Genomic DNA, 21544 nt, shown 5'->3' on the forward strand with positions numbered 1-21544 from the left:
ATCTACATATGAATCTATGATCTTGCTAAATCTATCATCTTGCTATTTAAAAACCGTCTGATCACTTCTTCACCTTCGAGGAAAACCACACCCGATCCACCACCGTGACAAACTCAGCACGGGTGGTGGAAGCATCAGGTCGATAGAATCCTTCATCGTCACCATGAAGATATCCATAGCTATTCATGATACGAATCGCTTCTGCAGCCCAATGGGTATGGGGAACGTCTGGGAAGAGCAAGACAATCTTCTGCAGGCGAAGCTTCTCAGCAGACACAATGAGCTGAGCTAGCTCAGCACGTGTAATGGGCTGATCCGGTCGGAGGGTATTATCTGGGTACCCCTTGAGAAAGCCATTCTGATAAGCGATGAGCAGATTGCGATAAGCCCAGTGCTGCTGCTTCACATCCTTAAAGGGAAGCTTCGCCTTCTTGTTGTTCGGCTCTAGCTGCTGGGTACGCACTAAGATGGTAGCCACCTCTGCACGGGTGATGGCTTTATTAGGGCGGAAGGAGTGATCGGCATAGCCACTGATCACTCCTTTATCACTAAGCTTGACGATCTCATTCTTCGCCCAGTGGCTCTGGATATCATTAAACGGTAGCATATTGCTGGTTACACTGAGATGGTAATACTCATACTCCATCTCCTTGGTCATCTGCAAGCGTATATAATACTTGCCCTTGGGTAACCACTTCTTCACCATCAGCTTACCATTCCGATTGGAAAGACCATAATCACCTACAGAATCAAGCTTTTCAGTAAAGAGCACGAGCTGCCCGTACTGATAGTCGGGATAGCTGAGCTGGATGTAAACCTCCTGACCGCGGGTTAAGGTGAACTTATACCAATCTACATCAAACTTATTACTTACTGAGCCTCTCGTAGATTGGTTAAGTATTAAGTTCGTAGCTTCGGAGTAAACGTTATTGGGTTCATTGTGATCAATCAAGGCTTGTTGATAATGGATCTTCAAAAAATATTGGGCATTTACAGGAAATCCATAATAATTATAGGAATGAAAATAATACCGGCCTGGTTGAACCTCAATTTCGATGGACTCTCGCTGTTGATTAAACACATTTCCGTTATCGACCTTAATCCCTTCATTTAAGCCAGGACCATGAACATGTAGTACCACATCCATCCGGAGAGAATCCGTGGTGATATCAACACTTAACTTGCCTTTCCGGTTCACATCCACATAGTACCAATCAGAATCATTCTCTTGATGATAGTTCGCAGTGATGGTGGAATTGACAGGAATACGCTTGGCAGTTGCCTTCGTATCATTAGATTCATAGGCATCTGCAGTGATATGAAATTTATTTTCTAGTAAAAAGCGATGGGAGCCACTATTTAGTAGATCCGCATAAGGTGTTAACTTAAGATAAACCGTCCCAGCCCTCGACTTAAAGGTGAGTGGTTCATTCGCCTGATGAAGGATCGTGGAGGCTGGTGAGCCTACGGGATAGAGGTCTACCTGTACAGTCCCTGCAAAGCCAGGGTTCTTCCGTAGCTTCTCATCCAGCATGGACAAGGTGAGGTTCACCTCTCCACTATACGGAAGATCGATACGATACCAGCTGGAGTTTTCCCAGGTGAACTGACCAACACGCTCTGTTGAGATGGGAAGGGCGTAGGCCCCCTCTTTACTGGTATTATTCATGGGGATGGGCACCCCATTCTCAAGCAATGCTTGGTACATGTTGATTAAGCCAAAGCCTGATGTAGTGTTCCACTCCTTGCCGCTTAAATTGGTGGTAGTGGTAATAATCAACTGGCGAACTTGGCGAGGCGTATATTCAGGGTACTGCTGCTTAATTAATGCAGCTAATCCTGCTACCTGAGGTGCAGCCATGGATGTACCATCATTGGACATGTAGCCTCCATCTGCTCCAGTGGTAAAAATTCCTGCACCAGGCGCCACAACATCAATCTCCGGTCCTGAATTGGAGTACTGATGGATTCGCCCTTGCTTATCGATGGCACCTACCGACAATACCGTGGGGAAGGCTGCAGGATAATTGACCCTACTTCCTTCATTCCCTGTGGCAGCCACCACAAAGACACCATTATTCTCTGCATACACAATTGCTTCTTCCATGTATGGGGAATAGATTACATCCCCCAGTGAAAGGAGAATAATCTGAGCACCGGCATCTACCGCTTGATAGATCCCTGCAGTAACATCGTACTCATCCCCTTCCCCATTACCATCCAGTACCTTAATGGGCATAATATTGGTCTTACCTACCACGCCCATAATCCCAAGTCCATTATTATGTTTCGCTGCTAGAATCCCTGCCACATTGGTACCATGACCATTATTATCATAGGGAAGCAGATTGGGATTGAGAATATTGTACCCTTCTACTAGTTGCCCCTTGAGATCAGGATGATCTAGCCATATCCCCGTGTCTAATACCGCGATGGTGACATCGGGAGCATCGGCTTGGATATTCCATGCTTGCTTCGCACGGATCCGATCTAAATAGTACTGGCGTGCAACATAAGGCTCCTGGATGGTTGAGGTGGTCGAGATCTTCACCTTTTTGTTGGGGTAGAGATAGCAGACATCATTGCGATTACGCCACTCTTCAATCAGATCAATGGTGATGGGCGGAAGTTTTTCATCCCTTGCCTGATTCAAGGTGATCTTCGCTGTTTTCTGCTTCTCATTCTTGGACAAAATGGTGATTCGCTCATCTTGGATGGGGAACTCGTCACCTTGCCACTTGATTATCCATTCTGCTGGGAGAGAGGTAATCGCTTCCGCTTCATCATTTAACTCTCCGTAGGCCCAATAGCCGGTAGAGAAAATGAAGGAGATACTTAGGAAGATGATCCCGAACAGCGTTGCGACCTGTCTCTTCTTCATGGACTGAGCTCCTCTTCCTCTCTTTAATTCTTCTCTCAAATTCATCTCTTAAATTCTTCAATTCTTCACTTTGATACTTGTAACGCCATTCATTCTACGCTTCTTACCGCCACTTTACAATCCTCAAAAAAGAGTAAAATCCCACGATAATTCCGGGGATTTTACTCTGACATTTGAACGATTATAGTTCAATCTCATAGACCACATCATCATAGATATAGAGCGTGATCACTTGGTCTTTTAGAATATTTCTTAGAGATTCCACTTTATCGCCCCGGTGAATATAGACTTGTTTGGCCAGCTTATACTTCAACCAGGAAGGTTCCTGCACCAGATAGATATAATCCTTATCATCAAAGGTGTAGTACTTACCAGTTACCTTCTGCAATACTTGAATCTGTACTTGCCCCTTTACATTCTTCGTAATGAAAACAGGGTCATTTAAGGCTAGCATGGAGAGCGAGTCATAGGTCTTATTATTCAAGGAGATGGAGAAGCCATTCTCTAGGTTAACAACTTCTTGCTTTCCAGCCAATGTATTGATGGTCAGCTTTTTAGCGACGGTATCAATCTTGGCAATCCGGCCTTGAATTTTTTGGGTTATTTCAACCTTGGCAAGTGAATCGCCCATATAGGTAAAGTGAGCAATTTGTCCTGCTGCTAAATCTCTCACCTTTGGATTAGTGATTCCAGGGATAATTAGCTTTACATCACTGTTAATATAGTCATAATCGGTATTACTCCGATCATCCTTGTAGTAGACACGGTTGGAGGATTCACGAACCTCGGTGATTTCATAGAGGAAGGTACGTTCCACATCGATGCGGGAGACGAACTCATTATCGTTTAGAGTCACCTTCACAATGTCTCCTACCTCAATATCACCGAGATCCTCTCGCGTCATTCCCTTTATATTGACAGACGGATCTCCATCGGTGTAGTACTTCTTCGCACCCTGCTCAGGGGTACGGACAGTGATCCATCCCCGTTCCTCACTAATACCTTCCACTGTTCCTTGGAGGGAGTTATCATATTTAATATAGATAATCTGATCCTGCTCTAGTTGAATCTGAATTGACATCCCTAGAGTCAAGTCAGTTAGGCTTGCATAACGAGTACCAATATCTAGAGTGACTCGATCACTTACTTTGAAGACACGAAGCTTACCTTCTAAATCAGTGATGGTAATCATCTTATTAACAGTATCAACGCTCACGATCTTACCCTGTACATCTGCTGTACCTGTCCGATTGGTCACCACAATCTTCTGTACCACACCTTGAGCAATGGCTGCTTCAACTGCATCGCCATCACGAAGGTCCGTGAGATCAGCTACATCAAGGCCGCGAATCTCCACAACCACCTTATCCGAGATGGGATAGGCTTCATAATGGCCACTCTGATCCTTGAGGGTAACCACCCGATCCGTAGTAGAGAGCTGAACAATACTCCCTGTGAAGGTGAGCTGATGATTCGGCGCGAGCATTTCGATCTGCGTGACAAAGCCCTTCTCCACAACTACCTTCACTTTATCACCATCCTTCAGATCCTTTACGGAAGGATAGCGTACATTACTATAGATCACAGTAGGTGTAGGCGATAATGGATAGGAGACATAGCCGCCATTATCACTTTGGATAATAATCAGTTGATCATCTAAGGAAAGGTCGAAGATGATCCCTGTGGTTGCTCGATCATCGGTCATCTTCTTCACAGTAATGGCCGTAACTTCCTTCTGAGCATTGATCACTAAATCGATCTCATCGTTCTTATGAAGATCTTGGATGGTATATGGTTGTTGATTGAGACCAACAATCTTCACTTGACCATGTAAGGTATAGGTCTCGATGGTTTGACCATCTGCACCTTTTACAATCAAAAGGCTCTGTGCTGGGTAAACCTGTACAACGGTAGCAGATTGGGTAGTGCCTGTAACAGGAGGTTGGGGCGTAACTGGTGTTACTGGTGTTAAGGTATCCACCTTCTCCACATAGTAGGCAACCCCTTGATCAACGATTAAGCCGACGGTTTGACCTTGTAACTGAGTTAGTTCTACCTTCTGCTCACCATCATAAATGGCTGCTTGATTCCAGAGACTGAAGGTACGAAGATCGCCATTGGCCATGCGGAGTGAGAGTTGGAAGGTTCCTACGCTCTCCACTGTACCTGTCACTAAGCGCTGATAAGGATTAATGGTGATAAACTTACTTCCGCGGCTTAGCATGACCGCCATCTCAGCACGAGTAATCTCTTTATCTGGCTTAAAGTAAGTAAGATTCTTCTCTTTATAACCAGTGATTAACCCCTGCGCGTTGGCATAATTCACATAGCCCTTCGCCCAGACTGGAATAGCAAAACTGTCAGTAAAGAGATTGGTTTGATTAGCTAAAGCAGCAGCATCTGCATCCTTCCCAATGGTACGTACGAGAAGCTGTGCCACCCAAGCACGAGAAGCAGGTTGATTCCAATTAAAACGATTCTCCTCTGCCTTGAGCAAGCCGTGGTCATAGGCTACCTTTACATAGCCTTTCGCCCAATCTGGTAATGAAGTGAAGCGTACATCACCCACTGGTACAACGGCTTTCTTCGCCTCTCCTTCTAAATTGAGGACGCGAATCGCCATGATGACTGCTTCCACTTGGCGAACAGGGTCCTGTGGTTTATAGAATCCATTATCATTCCCGACGACCACACCATGAAGTGCTAGCTTCGAGATATGCTTCATCGCCCAGCCATAATTGCTGGAATTCACATCGGGGAATGTGAGTGTCATGTTGTCTGGTAGCATGGCCGCTGATGCTTGCATCGGTGGTAAAGTAATACCCACCAGCAGGGCTAGCACCAATGCCCAAGCCATTATCTTCCGTAGCTTCATACCAGTTCTCCTCTCATTTTTGATCATCTGTTTAATTCTTATCTATTCTTTATGGGAGACGGTCCAGCTGATCCTCGATGATGGACTCAATCTTCCATTGGTACCGTTCTAAATATTTCTGACTATCCCGAAGATATTTATTGGCCTTCTTATCTGCCTTTAGAAAATCCTCATAGGCGTCATTATCTTGCTCCTGCCGCCACTCTAATAAGGATTGGAAGGCATCCTGCTTCTTCACCCAAGCATCCTCTAGTTCATCAAGTCCGTCATCCCAATCATCGAGATATTCCAGATTATTGCGGACCTGATAAGAGCGGCTGTGCTCCCGGATATAATCCTCCATATAGTCCTCATGCTCACGGTGAGAGGCTTGGAGATAATCGATGTTCTCCTCCCAAATTTTTAGCTTCTCAGAGATTTCATCGATCAAGGTGGTACGATTCCAGCCATAATGCTCCGCCTTTACGATCTCGTTGAATTTCTCAGTGAGTGCATTTAGCTCCTCGATGCCAACGAGAGCATACTGGAGATTCTCATTATGTACCTTGATAGAAAAGGGGAGAACCTCTAAGGGCGCAGCGCCCTCCCACTTTTGAAACTTACCAGGAATTGGTGTGGAGCCACTGGAACTAGAGCCTGAGCCTGTGGTTGTGGTAGAACCACTATTCCCTGATATATAGGTATTTTTAAAGGTTAAGCTACGCTTCTCATCATTCCATTCCAGCTTCTTTCCCGCGACTTGAGCAAGGGATTGGGCTGGAACCATGACCTGGCCATTTATCAAGACTGCTGGGCCGTAGTTATCAGGTAATGCTTGATTCCCCCAATAGACCTTCACAATCTCATAGCCTTGATAAACACCGTGCATGTAATAATTGACGGCAAATGCGCTTGTCCCTACTAATAATAATGCTACGACTAAGAGGGTAATCCGTCGCTTCATCATCTCACCACCCTTATCATGAACTCTGTGTTCAATCGGACTACGATTCTACCTAAAAAAGGGCAGAAATACCCATTACAACTAATTCGCCAAGATTCAACAAAATTCCTGCCTCACCTGAAAAAACGACCTCTCCCAGACCCACCCCACGAGGGGGTATGGGGAGGGAAAGATCGTTTCATTTGTGACGAGCCAACTACTTTCATACCATCTACTATCATAGACGCTTCAATTCGTAGGAGGTTACGGTCACCGTGTTAATTTGTTGAGAATTATTGAATTAATAGAGTTTGTATTCGGCTAAGAGATGTTTTGCGTCATTAAAGACTTCATATACATAGAGTGTGGATTTCCGATTCTTAAACTTATATACAAAATCCCACTTCATGTCTGACTCTAAATCCACATTATGGCTATCGAAATTGATCATGCCATTGGTCACTTTCTTATCATCGAGGACAATGGTTTTACTTAGAACGAGCTTGCCATCTGGCTTATTGTCCTCACGAACCTCCAATAGAATGGTAGGTGCTTCCTCTTTTTGCTGTACATAATCGATTAATTCCTTCTCGAAATTAAACTCATACGCAGTATAGGTCCGATTAAATCTAAACTTACTTAGGTTAATCTCATAGGGATAGACTTGAATATTTTTCACACCATCTTGAGCCTTTTCTGGCGTGAAGGCAAAGAAGTGAATATCCCCTGCTACGGTCTTCTCCTCCGTGATTGGAAGTGCTTCCGCCAGCATGAACTTCAGCTCTTCAGTATTGATCCCTTTTGGCATTGTTGTCCAGAAGGTGATCATATCCCGCTGAAGCGGTGTACGAAGCCCACCCTTTTCAGGCAACCGTTCCGCTTTGAAGGTGAAGCCCTCCTTGGTCTGGAAGAAGCCTAGCGCATCATTGGTATCAAAGAAGCGATTGGTCTTATTCTCCGTTACGAAGCGGGCAACCACCACTTGATTAATGGGTGTTTCGAACTTCTTCATCTCTTTAATTTGATAGGTTATCTCCCGATCCTGATTACGAATCACCGCTTCGGTGACAAGGTTTTGATTTTGGTTCATCTGTGTAAAACCAACATTAAAGGCATGAAGATTTACCTTATGTTCCTTCTCGCCCACGGTGAAGCTTTCACCTAAGGTGAGTTGTAGTGCCTCATTGGTAATACCATAAGGAAGCTTACCTGTAACGAGAATGGTAGCCTGCTCACTAGGTGCAAGCACATCGGTTTCTGCAACACTCTGTAGTGTCCATTCTGCTGGGTAGGACTTCCCTCCCGTGATTTGGTATTGGAAGTTCCACTTTGGAAGCTTAAAGGGTTGATCCCCGGTATTTTGAATACTGAGATGAGAGACCACAGTATTGGTATTTCCATCTGGATAGTGATAGCTACCACTCTGAGTGATGGTTAAGCCATGATAGATTTCGTTCAAGGCCATTTGAGAGAGAATCTCTTTTTTCAAGAGCATGGAGACGAACTCTTGACCATCGACGCCCTCAGGGCGGAATTGCAATGTGGTATTGCCACTATTGACATTGATACCCTGTGGTACAAGGAGCGTAATGTAAGTACGTCCATCCTTCTCGATCAGAGTATCATTGGATAGCGTATTCCATGTACCTGTATAATTCCAACGATATTGGATGGCTGGTAGTTTTGCTTCCTTAGAGGCAAGCGTCCCCATGAGACTAAGTGTTGCCGTAGTGCCATTGGCTTGAGCATGAATATTCTCTAAGGCAATTTGGACAGCATCGGTTTCACTGAGCACAACCGTCACAGGAGCTGCCACAATCTTGAACTGTTCCTGCTGAGCAGTACGATGTAACCCTACCGCAGCGATGGGTAGCGCACCATCCTTATCTTGTGGCAATAAGAGATAGAGCGTGCTATCTTGTAATGACTGATTTAAGGGGATAGTACCGAAGAGTTTCATATCCACCTTTTCATCAGGATTTAGAGTTAAAGCTCCTTGGTTTGCGGTTAAAGGATACACTTTTCCTTGCTTCGTTACCAATTCATACTTCAACTCTGGTAGCGTAAGAGGATAATCCCCTTTATTCACATAAGTCATACTGACGAAGGCGCTTTGTGCATCTCCTACATTCCCGAAGGAGAAAGTATTGGTAGTCACAGTCATTGGTTGTTCAAAGTTATTAAGAGCAATGGTTTGCTTAGTTTTATGGATGCCCTGCTGTAACTGACTGCCTAGGTTGAACTTCCCTACGGCCCTTTCATAGTTTGCTTGGGAGAAGTCCCATTGAATCATGTTCAGTTGGAGCTGTGATGTCTTTTGATTAATTGGAAGCTGAGAATAGTAGGTAAACTGCTTGCTGGCTCCTGGAGTAACTTTATATGAATTGGGCTTCACCATCTTCATGGAAAAGTTACGTCCCTGTGTATTGTTCAGTTTAAACCAGTATTGATTATAAAAATTGATAGAACTATCTCCATTATTCTGCACTTCTACTGTATAGGCTAATAATTGTTCCTCTTCATAAGGAACAACGAGAGCTTGTAGTAATGTCACAGTAACCCCGTTTCCAACTGTGATTTTTTGTGCTTTGGATTGGCCATTGGTACCACTGCTTGCCCAGACTGTTAGACTTGTTGTAAGCACTAACAAGATGGCGAGTCCCAGGGTTCCGATTCGTTTTAATCTATTCACCATAATGCACCCCTTGTCTTCAAATCTTACCATTCCCAAATATACTCTATTGATATAGACGCAAGAAAGGGGTGAGAGGTTTCAAGAATCTTAACCAAGCTAGCGCTTGAAACCCCTCCTTAACGAATTACTTTACTAAACAGATCATTACTATAATCACGAATATCAGTTAAATTAAACATACTATATTTCTGCTTAATATCAGTGAAATACTGTGCAATTAATGCTTTATCAATTATTCGATCAGTTCCCTCATTTTCATTTAATCCATTTCTCGTCTCACGCCAAGGTTTTTCGGTATGAGCCATTTTTTCTAAAATTTTTCCGCTATAGCATCCAAAGTTTCTAATTACACTATCCAATACCTCTTTTTCAATATCACTTAAAATGATGTCATCATACTGGTTTGTACCTTCGTCAATTGGGTTATAACCATAATTTTTATATTTAAAGTAGATGTTTTTATATACTGGGCCATGTACCCATGCTTCACAATCATTATAAAAAAGGTACTCCCCAGTAAAAGCTTTATAAAAACCCTGTGAGAAGTACAGTAATTTTTGAAGAGCTAATGGTGTTATATCCATGCTATTTGACAATAGATATTTAACAACATGATCAATTTTATCTTCAGCTTCAACTGTCACTGCTTCTGTTTTGATATTGAATAAGGCACTTTTACATTTTTCATATGCGATTCGCGTAATATTTTCTTTATTTCTTTCCAGAATCTCCTCCATATAATTTGGATCATGGAGAACTTTTCGAAGGATATCGGAATACAGCTTAGTTGGGATATCTCCGTTTAAATACCTCGTTATCGTCCCTTCTCCCCAACCTAACAGTAAGGAAAAAGGCCTTTTGCCAATATCGTATTTCCTAAGTATTTCTTCTACTTCAGATTGAAAAATTAGATCTTCCTTTTCTCGATAAGCTTTGTCAAGTGCAACTAAATTAGCATCTCTAAGTTCTGCGACAAATATCTCACTCCCGCATTCATTGCAGTATGCTTCCTTTCCCATGTATTCAATATTTTTTCCTTTAATCATTTTTTCTTTCTTTTCGCTACGAATGGTGTATTCAACAATATCATGGCATTTTTCACAAAAACCCATCATTTCATAGCCCCCCTTTCACGTAAACAGGCGTTTGATTGGTTTGTTACATTACCATATATTACACTAAATGTATCATGTTTCAATATAGAATGTACTTTTTAATACGTTTTATATCTAATTTCGTACAAAAAAACACTCTTATCTATGATGAGAGTGTTTTTTGAATACGATTTTTGAATGAAGCAACAATTTATCCCTGTATTTACAATGATGAAACTGATATTATCTCATATCTTGATTCGTATAGTAAGCGATGCCGATTGCCCCTGGCCCCACATGGAGTCCAATCACAGGCCCAATGTCTGCGATACTGACCTGAATATTCAGCTTCTCCTGTAGCTGATTCGCTAACGCCTTCGCTTTATCATAGCAATGGATATGATGAACAACGACCTCATTCAAGCCATAGTCTTGATGGTCTAATAAGAGTTGGTCGATCATGGTCATGATAGCCTTCTGCTGTGTTCGTACTTTTTTTACAAGGGCTGTCTTGCCGTTTTCAACAGTAAGGATGGGAATGATTTTGAGGAAATTTCCGATTAATGCACTAGCTCCGCCGATTCTTCCACCTTTTTTAAGATATTCGAGATTCTCTGGAATAAAGAGAAACCGGCTTCGTCTGATGATCTCCTCTGCTTTTTCCTTCACCACATCTAGCATGTTGCCTAATTGTGCTGCTTTGGCTGCAACAATGGCTGCAAACCCTAACTGCATACAATTAGAACGAGAATCCACGATCTCAATCTTGGCATCGGGGTAATCCTCGAGGATCATCTCTTTCACATGGCATGCAGTGGAATAGGTCCCACTCATATCTGAGGAGATAAAGATGCCAAGCAGATTATCACCCTGGGCAACCACCTCTTCCATCTCATGATAGAGATCGCCAATGGATGGCTGGGAGGAGTTCGGAATGCCCTTCTGCTCCATCTTAGTATAAAAGTCATGGTTTTCGATCTCCATTTCCTTCATATCCTCATCCTTAAAAGAGACATGGAGTGAAACCACCCTGATATCCAACATCTCTCTAATCTCTTTTGGGATGTAGCTTGTACTATCTGTGAGAATTTTTACCGTCATACATCTCTCTCCCTTTACCATAATCTACCCGCTCAATGCTGATATATTAACTATATCACAAGATAAATGATGATCGCTCTATTAACACTTTCGAAGAAATGAATGGTTGGTGACCACAACCATCTCCATCAGATCCTGGTAATATTCATAATGACATATAATGAATTGGAGGCTATAGTAAAAATATACTATTGTTCCTTACCTATAATTGATTCTAAAGGATTATATTGAAGAGATTTTGCTACTTCCTACAAAGAATAAATCCGTATTGCTATGGTGTATGGAAAAAGGAGAAATGGTTAATGAAAAAAGTATCTGCTGTAATTATTGTATTACTATTGTTATCATCAATCATTCCAGCTCATATTATTGAGGCTTCCGACATTGGTGTTGTTTCTGATATAAAAACCCATTGGGCGAAGGATACGGTTAATATGGCGATAACCCAAGGTTGGGTGAATGGGTATGAGGACCACACCTTTAAGCCAAACCGTAGTGTAAGTCGCCAGGAATTTATCAAGATCATCATTAGTGCACTAGGGTATCAAGTCAATGTTTCTGGTGCGGACTGGTATGTTCCCTACGTGGAAAAAGCACTTCATGATCGATTGATTACTCAAGACTATTACGAGCAGTTGCAGAATGTATCGTTTGGAAGAGGGCATATCACCCGAGGTGAGGTTACACAGATTGCGTATTTAGCCTATGCGCAACGTGTAGATGTAGTCTCAGCTCCACAGAGTACCCCTTCATTTAAGGATACGATTCCAAACCATTTAACGACTGCAGTAGCCACCTTGGTCAACGCGGGTGTGATTACTGGCTACCCTGATAATACCTTCAAATATGCACAAGGGATTACGCGTGCGGAAACTGTCGTTGTCATTGAAAGGCTGCTCAAGCTGGTTGATGGAGATGAACCAGCAAAAGACGGGATTAGCATTAATGAAATGATGTCTACCATTGCGGATACGATTCCACTCACGGTGGACATTATTGAGAAGTCAGGCATCAAGGAGAAGTCCGGCAAAGAAGTGGCTACCATGGATGATTTTTACCGTGTGGTAGGTGCCTACTTTGGATTTGATAAAACGTATGAGCCCAAATACGTGGCGCGTGTGCCTAAACTAATAACCCCTGATGAAGTGATAGCATACCAAGGCGAAAATGGATTAAGTAAAGACTATATGAAAAATAAACTTCAGAAGGTAAAACAAATAATCGCTAAGCAGAAGGTGTTGGAGCCTGTTATTGAAAAGATTGAGAAGTCTTTCTATAACGAAAAAGGTAAAATTCATGTAGAAATACTCGGAAATGATCGAGAGAAATATGATCTCTATGCCTTTGTTCAATGGACTGGTGGAGAATGGATTGGCCAATCTTTATATGAGGGTTTTGAAGATGGAGTTGTTGATTTTGAACAGCAATATGGTGAAGTTACCATTGTTATTACAGATATCTCCGGTGAATCACATTATTACAAAATGTATAGAGTAACACTGCCAGGAGGTAGTATAGAAGATGTTACTCGTGAGGATGCCATTCAAGTTTATATGAATCAAAAAAAATCATTTGAAAAACTTCAAATAATAAGGTGATGAAGTGAAAAGTAAATTTATCAAAACATGTTTATTAATTGTCATTTTTTTAAATTATGCAATTCCACTAAATTTATTTGCTTTTTACAATGACCAAAAAGTCAAGGTAGGTTTTCCTAATAGGATTACTTATGATATGTAAGTCCTTCACTGGGAAGGTCGATTAATTACTCACCGTGGAAGCGAGAAAGTCTATACCTCCATGAATGGTCACTCTAAACAAGTGGGCAATCTATTTCACTTCAGAACGTAGAGAGAAAAATATGGGAGAAGATCAATGAAAAGTCATAAAGAAGACTTGGATCAGGTGGAGTTTTATACTTCATCTGAACCTTAGTCGCCCTTATTTCAAAGCTTGGCGGCACTTTACTCCCACCTAGAGGGGGAGTATTAGTAAAGCCACTAAGATAAAATTGAACTCCTCCCTACGGTATAAATATCGTAGAACCATCTATCGCATTTAAGCTTGTAGCTCTCAAATGAGTGCTACTTTTTTATTCCCAGCCTTTTTCTACCTCCCCCATAGTCATGAAATCCTCCTCAAAAAAATAAAAATAGAATAAATCTAGTTGACAAATTTCCTTTATTGCTTTATCATACTAAAGTAATAAAGGAAATAAACCAATATTCCGAGATACAAGGTTAAATAATCACTGATAAAAAGGAGAGGTCAAACATGATGAAAAAAGTTAAAACAACGATCATTGGCACACTAGTATTCCTCGTAAGTATGATTGGCTTAGCAGGCTGTTCTTCCGATAAAGCTACAGAGGATACATTCCCTAAGATTAAAGAAAAAGGTCAAATCGTCATGGGCCTTGATGATACATTTGCACCTATGGGCTTCCGTGATGCGAATAATGAAATTGTTGGCTTTGATGTGGATCTAGCCAAGGAAGTGTTCAAGCGGATCGGTCTAGAGGTGAAGTTCCAGCCTATTGATTGGGCGATGAAGGAATCTGAATTGAATGCCGGCAACATCGATTTAATCTGGAACGGTTACTCCATTACCGAGGAACGAAAAGAGAAAGTAGCATTCTCTACCCCTTACCTCGAAAATAGTCAGATTATCATTACGCTTGCAGGTTCTGATATCAACACTAAACAAGACCTTGCAGGGAAAAAGGTGGCTGCCCAGAGCGGTTCCAGTGCCGTGGATGCGATGAATACCGAGCCTGAACTAGTCAGTGCTTTTGCTGGTGGAGAGCCGATCGTATTCGATACCAATAATGAAGCTTTCTTGGATTTGGAAGCAGGACGGGCAGATGCAGTGGTAGCTGATGAGGTCTTAGCTCGTTACTATATTAAGCAACGTGGAGAAGATCAATTCAAGGTACTAGAAGAGGACTTTGGAAAAGAAGAGTATGGAATCGGCATGAGAAAAGGTGACAAGCAATTAGTAGAACTCGTGAATCAAGCCTTAGCTGAAATGAAGCAAGATGGCTCCTATGATAAGATTTATCAAAAATGGTTCGCCAAATAAGAAGAGCATCACAGGGAGTTGCACAATGAAGTATTGATGAAGTGCTGAAACTCTATTAATTATGTAGATAAAGGGTTGTGATCGATGATGGACTATATCATCACACTGATGCCTGCATTGCTATCTGGACTAGTGACCACCTTACAGGTGTTCTTTATCACACTAGTCCTTTCCATCCCTTTAGGGATCCTCGTAGCGATAGGTAGGCTCTCCAAATTTAAACCACTGGTAGCTCTGCTGCAATTCTATATCTGGATCATGCGGGGTACACCACTGCTGTTGCAAATCGTCTTCATCTTCTTTGGCTTACCGATTGTGGGCATTACCGTTGAGCGTTTTCCTGCCGTTATCGTTGCCTTCTCTCTCAACTATGCTGCCTATTTCGGTGAAATCTTCCGAGGCGGTATTGCCGCTATTGATAAAGGACAGTATGAAGCAGCGAAAGTGCTGGGTTTTACACCGACAAAGACCTTCTTCAAGATCATCCTGCCGCAAATGATGAAGATCGTCCTACCCTCCGTCGCCAATGAAGTGATCACCCTGGTAAAGGATACGGCTTTGGTCTATGTGGTGGGCCTCGGTGATCTCTTACGTGCTGGGAAAATCGCTTCCAACCGTGATGCCTCATTGACACCGCTCGTGATGGTGGGCATCTTTTACTTAGGGCTAACGGCAATCCTAACCAGTCTCTTTAAAAAGCTAGAGAAACGACATGCCTATTATCAATGATATTGAATGAAGGGAACGAGGAGCATGACACTCAAGGTAGAGGGATTATCAAAGAGCTTCGATGGGAAGCCAGTCCTACAAAATATTAACTTCCAATTAGCGACTGGGGAGATCCTCGCCATCTTAGGACGATCGGGGGCAGGCAAGACCACCCTACTCCGTTGCATCAATCACCTTGAAAAGTGTGACCGAGGCACGGTTCAGATCGCAGGTATGGATCTATGTCGAGATGAAGCGGGTCATAGTGTCTATGCCAAGTCTGCTCAGCTGCGGAAGATTCGGAAGGAGATCGGCTTGGTTTTTCAAAACTTCAATCTCTTCCCCCATATGTCCGTGCTAGAGAATATTACAGCAGCTCCTATTCACTCGTATGGAATCTCGAAGCAAGCTGCGACGACGAAAGCAATAGAACTACTAGAGATGCTAGAGTTGTCCGATAAGGCAGACGCCTATCCTTACCAACTATCAGGGGGACAGCGACAACGGGTGGCCATCGCGCGGGCCTGTGCCTTAGAGCCGAAGATTATGAGCCTGGATGAGCCTACCTCCGCTCTCGATCCTGAGCTCAGAGAAGGCATCGCCTTAACCATTGAACGTTTAGCTGCAACCGGCATGGGGATTCTTCTTATCACCCATGATATGAACTTTGCCAAGCGGGTGGCGCAGCGCGTGATCTTTATGGAAGATGGTCGAATCATTGAAGAGGGGAGTAATGAGGAGTTCTTTGGGAATATGGAGAATGAGCGAGTGAAGCGATTTGTGGGGGTGTGAGTTTACACCCCTATATTTTTACGGAGTGATTTCTTTAAGCTTGTTACCTTCTTAAGATTCAATAGTAGAGGAAGATAATTGAATAAATTCAAAAAGCAATGGTACATTTGTATACCGATGTAAGGAAGCTAAACCTTGTTCAACCTGTTGCCAGCTCTCTAAATATTTCACCCCATAATCATCACTACTAGAACTAGGAATGTATTCTCTTAAAAAATCCTCTACCGGTACCTCCAAATCATCCAAAAATCTTTCTACATCTGAAATCTTCGTTTCTTCATTTGGATTCGGTTCATTAAACAATGCATGCTCCAAGTTTCTTGAAAAATAGTATATTCTATAATCAATTTTATTCTCAAGTATTTTAGATGAGGTTTTCATTATTTTTACATTACGGCTTTTTTGCTCATTTCTCTCAATTATACGTCTCTTTTGCTCTTCATCAATAACACATATATTATCCTGGCAGTACAAAGTTTTGGTCCCCTGATTTACATCAATTTTAATATTTCCTTCCGGAATAAAGCATCCATCAGTATCAATAATCTGTAAGACTGCCAAGATATCCTCAGGTTTAAATTTATACTTGTTCATATATTTTTTTACAGTTTCACCTACAATCGCCTTGATTGAGCGCTGTCTATTACGAAAATCACTGAACATATCACCACCCTGAATATAAAAACGGATCTTGTGATTTTCAAAGAGCTCCCGTAAGCGATCGATTAATAGGACTTCTTCACATGGACCTTCAACAATCAATAAAACCGCTTTATTCATGGCTTTCACCGTTTGATTCTCCTGCTTTTCTAAAGGCTCTTTTAATATCATAGAGATTAGTTTCAGCATAAATCTCTTCGTCTTGGCCACCTAACTGTATAGCACGTAGATAAATATCTCGTGCATTACTTAATTTTTTCACACCCTTTAATTGGAGATAACGATTATTTTCATTTGGTGTTGTAAACCATAAATTGCGAATCGGTAGCACTTCTAAAATACGTAAATTATGCGATGTGAAAAGCAGTTGTCCCTTTCCATTGTCATGTAATACTTCTAATAACTCTCCAAGTAGATATTCAAAAATTCCAGCATCAAGTTCATCAACCACAACGCATGCATTTGAGTTATTATAAACAGCAATGAGTGTACTCAAAATAGAGATGATTTTCAAAATTCCTTCAGACTCACTTCTGAGGGGAAGCTCAATTTCTCCCCTTTTAGAGAGGAACTCAAACCTTATGCCTTCCTTTCCATCACTTAACTTTTGAGTATTAATCTCTCTAATCTTTATTTGAAGACCTGGAATAATTGTCTGTAAAACAATGTTAGTCTGAGTAATCACATCTTTAATAACTCTATATACATGTAATGGTAATACCATCGTGTCCTGCATTTCATAGGGAATATTACCACGTTTATTTTCTAAGTGAATACTAAAGGGCATAATAATATTCGCAACAAGAAGACCATATTGTACAGTATCGATAACATGTAAATCCCGATTAAAATCAACTGATAGATTTTTGATAATTTCAGCCTCAATTTCATTAAAGAAATCCTTTAACACTTCTTGTAGTTCTTCTCTAAACACAAAAGAAGTATAGCTCGTTGCAGCCATTTTGTTTGCGACCATGCATGTGACTCTTTCTGATTCATTCATTTCATTGACTGATTTATTGCGAATGGAGATTTGGTTCTTATTTTTAGATATTAGTACTTTGAATCGCTTATTCTTCTCATTTTCACGATAAGATATCTCCTCTTTCATTACTTGTAGTCGTTCTTCCCCAGCCATTAAAGATGTATGGTAATGTACATAGAACTCACCATATTGATTCTTTACGAGAAATTTAAACATCAATCCAATGAATTCTTCATTTAAATATAGTAAATTATCCGTCAACTTAGGCAATATAAATTGATCCTTGTTAGATAGCTTCGCAGATAGCAAGATTTTCAACAAATTAAATGCATCAACAACACTTGTTTTTCCAGAGCCATTTTGTCCATAAAATCCAATAATATCTGCCTTATCCATATGAGCAAAATTAGAATTTGTATGGAAGGATCCTTTTTTAACATTTTTCAGGTTAGTAATTTCTACTTCATAAACCCTGACAACAGTTGTCATCACTATCCCCCCTCATATCTTTTATTAATCATTTTATTTTTTACTTCGTTTTTGGTTAGTGGAATTACAAAATTCAATCTGTAATGAATTCATTTTTTACTGGCACATTCCTATGTTCAATACTTAATTTGAGTATATCACACTGAAATGTTGTTATAAATATTTTTGATAAATTATTTCCTTTTTTTATATTTATATAATGTATTTTTATATTTCATATATAAATATCGTCATTATTTACGACTTTTATACATATATTAGATCATTCCATTTAACAACTAATAACCAATATCCTACAATATTATTGATATCTTAAGAAAGGACTGATGATAACTTGATAAGCAAAGCTGAGCTCGATGGAAGATATTCTGTTTATGGATCATTTTATCAATTACAGATTGATGAAGATATTATTCTATCTTGCCGAAACCGACTAGAAATCATCGCAAACGATAGTACCTTATTTACTATTGAAGATTCACTAAAGCATCAGCCAGAGCTGATTGCCATCATGATGAATCCTGGTTCGTCTTCACCAGCGGATAGCACTTATAAGGAGAGAAGATATACCTCATCCCAGTTACATAAGATTGTTACCAACGAATTGACTCTGGCGAAACCAGATGATACACAGTATCAGATTATGAGACTTATGCTGGAACATAATATAAAGCATGTCCGCATTCTTAACCTATCTGATGTAAGAGAGCCGAATAGCCAAAATTTCATGAAGCATCTCAATGGAATCCGCTATGCAGGAAATACGGTTCATTCCATCTTTTCTATGCAGAGAAAGGATGAACTGTTGGCTTCGATTGACGAAGAGGTCCTGTATCTATTGGCATGGGGAGTGAATCTGAAGCTAGTAGGATTAGGAAAGCAAGCATTCAATTGTATTTCCTCGAGGCGTTATTGCGGTATCAGAAAAGATGGTAATTTGTACTATCATCCACTTCCGCGAATCAATAGTAAGCAGAAAGAATGGTTAATAGAGATAGGAAAGCAATTAAAAAGAAGAGAACTACCATAATCGAATATGGTAGTTCTCTTCTTTAATGCTTTAACGCAGTGGGGGTCTACGCAGTGGGGGTCTGACCCCTATGGTAAAGTGATGGCCAACTTTTGATTGGGATAAATCAAGTTGGGATTCTTGATGTTGTTCTCTTTGGCAATATCGAGGTAATGTACATTATATTTTTTCGCAATCTTGATTAGGCAGTCGCCTTTTTGCACCACATAGACAACCGACTTCTTCTCTTCCGGTTTGGTCTCCTGATCTACTTCAGCCTTCTGCTCTTCAGGCTTCTCTGGCTTCGACTCTACCTGTGGTGTGGGTGTGGTCGTGACAGGAGCTTCAGAAGGCTCCGGATCTTGCCCTACAACTTCATCTGTTGCTGGTGCTACGACCTTCCCATCCTTAATGACACCTTGCGCTTCTAGCTCTTGAATATTAAGAGCTTGGTTATATGGTACGGGCAATTTTTGCGTATTGACTAAGTTAATAATCTCATCACGAAGAGGATGATCTAAGTCTACCCCGACGATCTCCCAGTTGTTTGTTACGACAGGATGGATGGTGCCTTCTTTTTGAATATATTCAGCGAGGTAATCTCGAATCGCCTTGGGTGATTCCCACTTTTTATTGGCTGCTACAAGCTTATTCGCCTTTAATCCACTGGAGTAGCGATAATTGTTTACGGCTAAGGTTAATACTTGATCATCCTTTAATGGTTCACCTTTGAATGTTACATCAACGATTCTCTCACCGACGGGCTTGGATAAGTCTACCTTATACTCTACGCCTTCAAACATATCATAACGATATCCAGGGATATTCTCATCGAAGGAGATGGAGATATCGCCGGGCTTCCATGTATTATAGTGAGAAGCGGACCATTCCATGAATGCCTTTAACTCTTTGCCTGTTACATCCACTGTATATAAGGTGTTATCAAATTTATAGATATTGAATAGGGTTCCATAATTGATATCGCCAGTCTTAATATCGGACTTATCCTGGAATAGGGCCACAGCCGTTACATCAGCTCCGGAGATATCCAGCTGGACCATCGCGATTAAATCAATCACTGCCGTATCCCGTAGCTTACCTTCTGGAATGCCCAGGATTTCATTCTTAGGCTGGAAGTCTGCAGAAGCTTGGCCGAAGATGCCTCCCCCTTCAATTCCATCCTCTTCTCCGCCTTCACCCTTGATAAAGTTGATGGTGGTGTCATGCTCTACTTGGATTAGATCACGAATCTCTTGATCAGGCTCTACGGTTTCCATATCTACGGTTTTCACTGCTCTATCAACGACTACGAGTTTGCCATCTTCTTTTGCTAGATTGAGATCGAATTGAACCACATCACGTCCATTATTTCGCGGTGAACCAACGAGCGTATTGCCGATTTGCTCAGCATTCTTCGTATGATTATGACCTAATAAGAGTACATCGATTTCAGGAACTTCCTTCAATAATTTCTCTGCACCATCGGCACCCGTCTCTTCATCATATTCTGGAATGAAGCCCACGTGGGCGGAGACAATTAGGAGATCCACCTTCTCCTCTTCCTTAAGAATCTTCGCATATTTCTTACCTATTTCTGCTACCGAACTAAATTGAACAGAGTCTACCTTTTCTCCATCCCACCGTGGGGCATTGGGATTGGTGAGACCGAGGATACCGATCTTTACACCATCTTTTTCTATGATCGTATAAGGCTTGGCTAACTCTCTGCCATCCTTATAGACTGCGTTTGCTGCAAGAACAGGCATCTCTAGTTCTTTGACAATTTTATCAACAAAATTCATGCCAAAATTGAATTCATGATTTCCTAAAACCATGGCATCATATTTCATCTGATTCAGTACCTTAGTAACGGGATGAACCACATCTAGTTGATTATAGATTGCATCAGCTAGGATCGTCCCCTGATATGTATCGCCATTATCGATGAGAATAGTGTTGGGATTCTGAGCCCTTGTTGCCTTTAAGTAAGTAGAGACACGAGCCAAGCCGTTGTTCTTTGATTCCATATCATCCTCATAACTAAAACCGTATAGATTGGAATGGGTATCCGAGGTACCAAGAATAGTAATTTGAATAGGCTCTGCTTTTGCCGCTTCGGCGTAGGAAATATTGATTGTACCAAACATACCGATAATGAAGGCTAAAACAATGACGACACTTTTTCTAAAGTGTTTCAAATCAATTCCTCCTCCATATTTTACTTACATTGTAATTCTATCATCCTTTTTACT

14 protein-coding genes are annotated in these 21544 nt (G+C 41.3%); 5 read left to right on the forward strand and 9 right to left on the reverse strand.

What is annotated here, in order from left to right:
* Positions 1-61 precede the first annotated feature (61 nt).
* The 6 genes from BN1691_RS06590 to BN1691_RS06615 form a co-directional block, all read right to left on the reverse strand.
* Positions 62-2881 carry a S8 family serine peptidase gene (locus BN1691_RS06590; protein ID WP_048601436.1) on the reverse strand — a complete coding sequence of 940 codons (2820 nt, stop codon included), beginning with the start codon at positions 2879-2881 and terminating at the stop codon, positions 62-64.
* Between the two features lie 181 nt (positions 2882-3062).
* Positions 3063-5756: an S-layer homology domain-containing protein gene (locus BN1691_RS06595; RefSeq protein WP_048601437.1), complete on the reverse strand. Its 2694-nt coding sequence runs from the start codon at positions 5754-5756 to the stop codon at positions 3063-3065.
* A 49-nt stretch (positions 5757-5805) separates the two neighbouring features.
* On the reverse strand, positions 5806-6699 hold the full coding sequence (locus BN1691_RS06600; protein ID WP_048601438.1) for a stalk domain-containing protein: 894 nt from the start codon (positions 6697-6699) through the stop codon (positions 5806-5808).
* Positions 6700-6979: 280 nt separating this feature from the next.
* Positions 6980-9370, reverse strand: coding sequence for a hypothetical protein (locus tag BN1691_RS06605; RefSeq protein WP_147545723.1), 2391 nt, complete (start codon positions 9368-9370; stop codon positions 6980-6982).
* 119 nt (positions 9371-9489) lie between these two features.
* Positions 9490-10488, reverse strand: a complete 999-nt coding sequence (locus BN1691_RS06610) for a type II TA system antitoxin MqsA family protein (RefSeq protein ID WP_048601440.1) — start codon at positions 10486-10488, stop codon at positions 9490-9492.
* Positions 10489-10710: 222 nt separating this feature from the next.
* On the reverse strand, positions 10711-11568 hold the full coding sequence (locus tag BN1691_RS06615) for a DegV family protein (protein ID WP_048601441.1): 858 nt from the start codon (positions 11566-11568) through the stop codon (positions 10711-10713).
* A 302-nt stretch (positions 11569-11870) separates the two neighbouring features.
* On the opposite strand from BN1691_RS06615, the gene BN1691_RS06620 reads away from it, so the two are divergent.
* The 4 genes from BN1691_RS06620 (at position 11871) to BN1691_RS06635 (ending at position 16149) form a co-directional block, all read left to right on the forward strand.
* Positions 11871-13166 carry an S-layer homology domain-containing protein gene (locus tag BN1691_RS06620; protein ID WP_048601442.1) on the forward strand — a complete coding sequence of 432 codons (1296 nt, stop codon included), beginning with the start codon at positions 11871-11873 and terminating at the stop codon, positions 13164-13166.
* Between the two features lie 676 nt (positions 13167-13842).
* Entirely contained in the window at positions 13843-14649 is an 807-nt protein-coding gene (locus tag BN1691_RS06625) for an amino acid ABC transporter substrate-binding protein (protein ID WP_231638357.1), read from the forward strand.
* A gap of 87 nt (positions 14650-14736) precedes the next feature.
* Entirely contained in the window at positions 14737-15378 is a 642-nt protein-coding gene (locus BN1691_RS06630) for an amino acid ABC transporter permease (protein ID WP_048601671.1), read from the forward strand.
* A gap of 24 nt (positions 15379-15402) precedes the next feature.
* On the forward strand, positions 15403-16149 hold the full coding sequence (locus tag BN1691_RS06635; RefSeq protein WP_048601443.1) for an amino acid ABC transporter ATP-binding protein: 747 nt from the start codon (positions 15403-15405) through the stop codon (positions 16147-16149).
* A 51-nt stretch (positions 16150-16200) separates the two neighbouring features.
* Here BN1691_RS06635 and BN1691_RS06640 read toward each other — a convergent pair whose 3' ends face one another.
* Together BN1691_RS06640 and BN1691_RS06645 are read right to left on the reverse strand one after the other, a co-directional pair.
* The gene (locus BN1691_RS06640) at positions 16201-16938 is read right to left on the reverse strand and encodes a hypothetical protein (protein ID WP_048601444.1); all 738 of its coding nucleotides are present in this window, start codon (positions 16936-16938) and stop codon (positions 16201-16203) included.
* Positions 16922-18283: an AAA family ATPase gene (locus BN1691_RS06645; RefSeq protein ID WP_048601445.1), complete on the reverse strand. Its 1362-nt coding sequence runs from the start codon at positions 18281-18283 to the stop codon at positions 16922-16924. Before BN1691_RS06645 ends, BN1691_RS06640 begins: the two co-directional genes overlap by 17 nt.
* 334 nt (positions 18284-18617) lie before the next feature.
* Here BN1691_RS06645 and BN1691_RS06650 point away from each other — a divergent pair, with 334 nt between their 5' ends.
* Positions 18618-19313 (forward strand): hypothetical protein, encoded by a 696-nt coding sequence (locus BN1691_RS06650; RefSeq protein WP_048601446.1) that lies wholly within the window; start codon positions 18618-18620, stop codon positions 19311-19313.
* 68 nt (positions 19314-19381) lie between these two features.
* Here BN1691_RS06650 and BN1691_RS06655 read toward each other — a convergent pair whose 3' ends face one another.
* Complete coding sequence (locus BN1691_RS06655) at positions 19382-21490, reverse strand: 5'-nucleotidase C-terminal domain-containing protein (RefSeq protein WP_076850126.1); 2109 nt, start codon at positions 21488-21490, stop codon at positions 19382-19384.
* Positions 21491-21544: the final 54 nt, after the last annotated feature.

Source organism: Rubeoparvulum massiliense (genome assembly GCF_001049895.1).
GTDB classification, from domain to species: domain Bacteria; phylum Bacillota; class Bacilli; order Rubeoparvulales; family Rubeoparvulaceae; genus Rubeoparvulum; species Rubeoparvulum massiliense.

What these genes read in the sequence shown, in the direction of transcription:
- BN1691_RS06595 (WP_048601437.1), bottom strand. Translation starts at nt 5,756, where the DNA reads ATGAAGCTACGGAAGATAATGGCTTGGGCATTGGTGCTAGCCCTGCTG.
- BN1691_RS06610 (WP_048601440.1), bottom strand. Translation starts at nt 10,488, where the DNA reads ATGATGGGTTTTTGTGAAAAATGCCATGATATTGTTGAATACACCATT.
- BN1691_RS06615 (WP_048601441.1), bottom strand. Translation starts at nt 11,568, where the DNA reads ATGACGGTAAAAATTCTCACAGATAGTACAAGCTACATCCCAAAAGAG.
- BN1691_RS06625 (WP_231638357.1), top strand. Translation starts at nt 13,843, where the DNA reads ATGATGAAAAAAGTTAAAACAACGATCATTGGCACACTAGTATTCCTC.
- BN1691_RS06630 (WP_048601671.1), top strand. Translation starts at nt 14,737, where the DNA reads ATGGACTATATCATCACACTGATGCCTGCATTGCTATCTGGACTAGTG.
- BN1691_RS06600 (WP_048601438.1), bottom strand. Translation starts at nt 6,699, where the DNA reads ATGAAGCGACGGATTACCCTCTTAGTCGTAGCATTATTATTAGTAGGG.
- BN1691_RS06590 (WP_048601436.1), bottom strand. Translation starts at nt 2,881, where the DNA reads ATGAAGAAGAGACAGGTCGCAACGCTGTTCGGGATCATCTTCCTAAGT.
- BN1691_RS06645 (WP_048601445.1), bottom strand. Translation starts at nt 18,283, where the DNA reads ATGACAACTGTTGTCAGGGTTTATGAAGTAGAAATTACTAACCTGAAA.
- BN1691_RS06635 (WP_048601443.1), top strand. Translation starts at nt 15,403, where the DNA reads ATGACACTCAAGGTAGAGGGATTATCAAAGAGCTTCGATGGGAAGCCA.
- BN1691_RS06620 (WP_048601442.1), top strand. Translation starts at nt 11,871, where the DNA reads ATGAAAAAAGTATCTGCTGTAATTATTGTATTACTATTGTTATCATCA.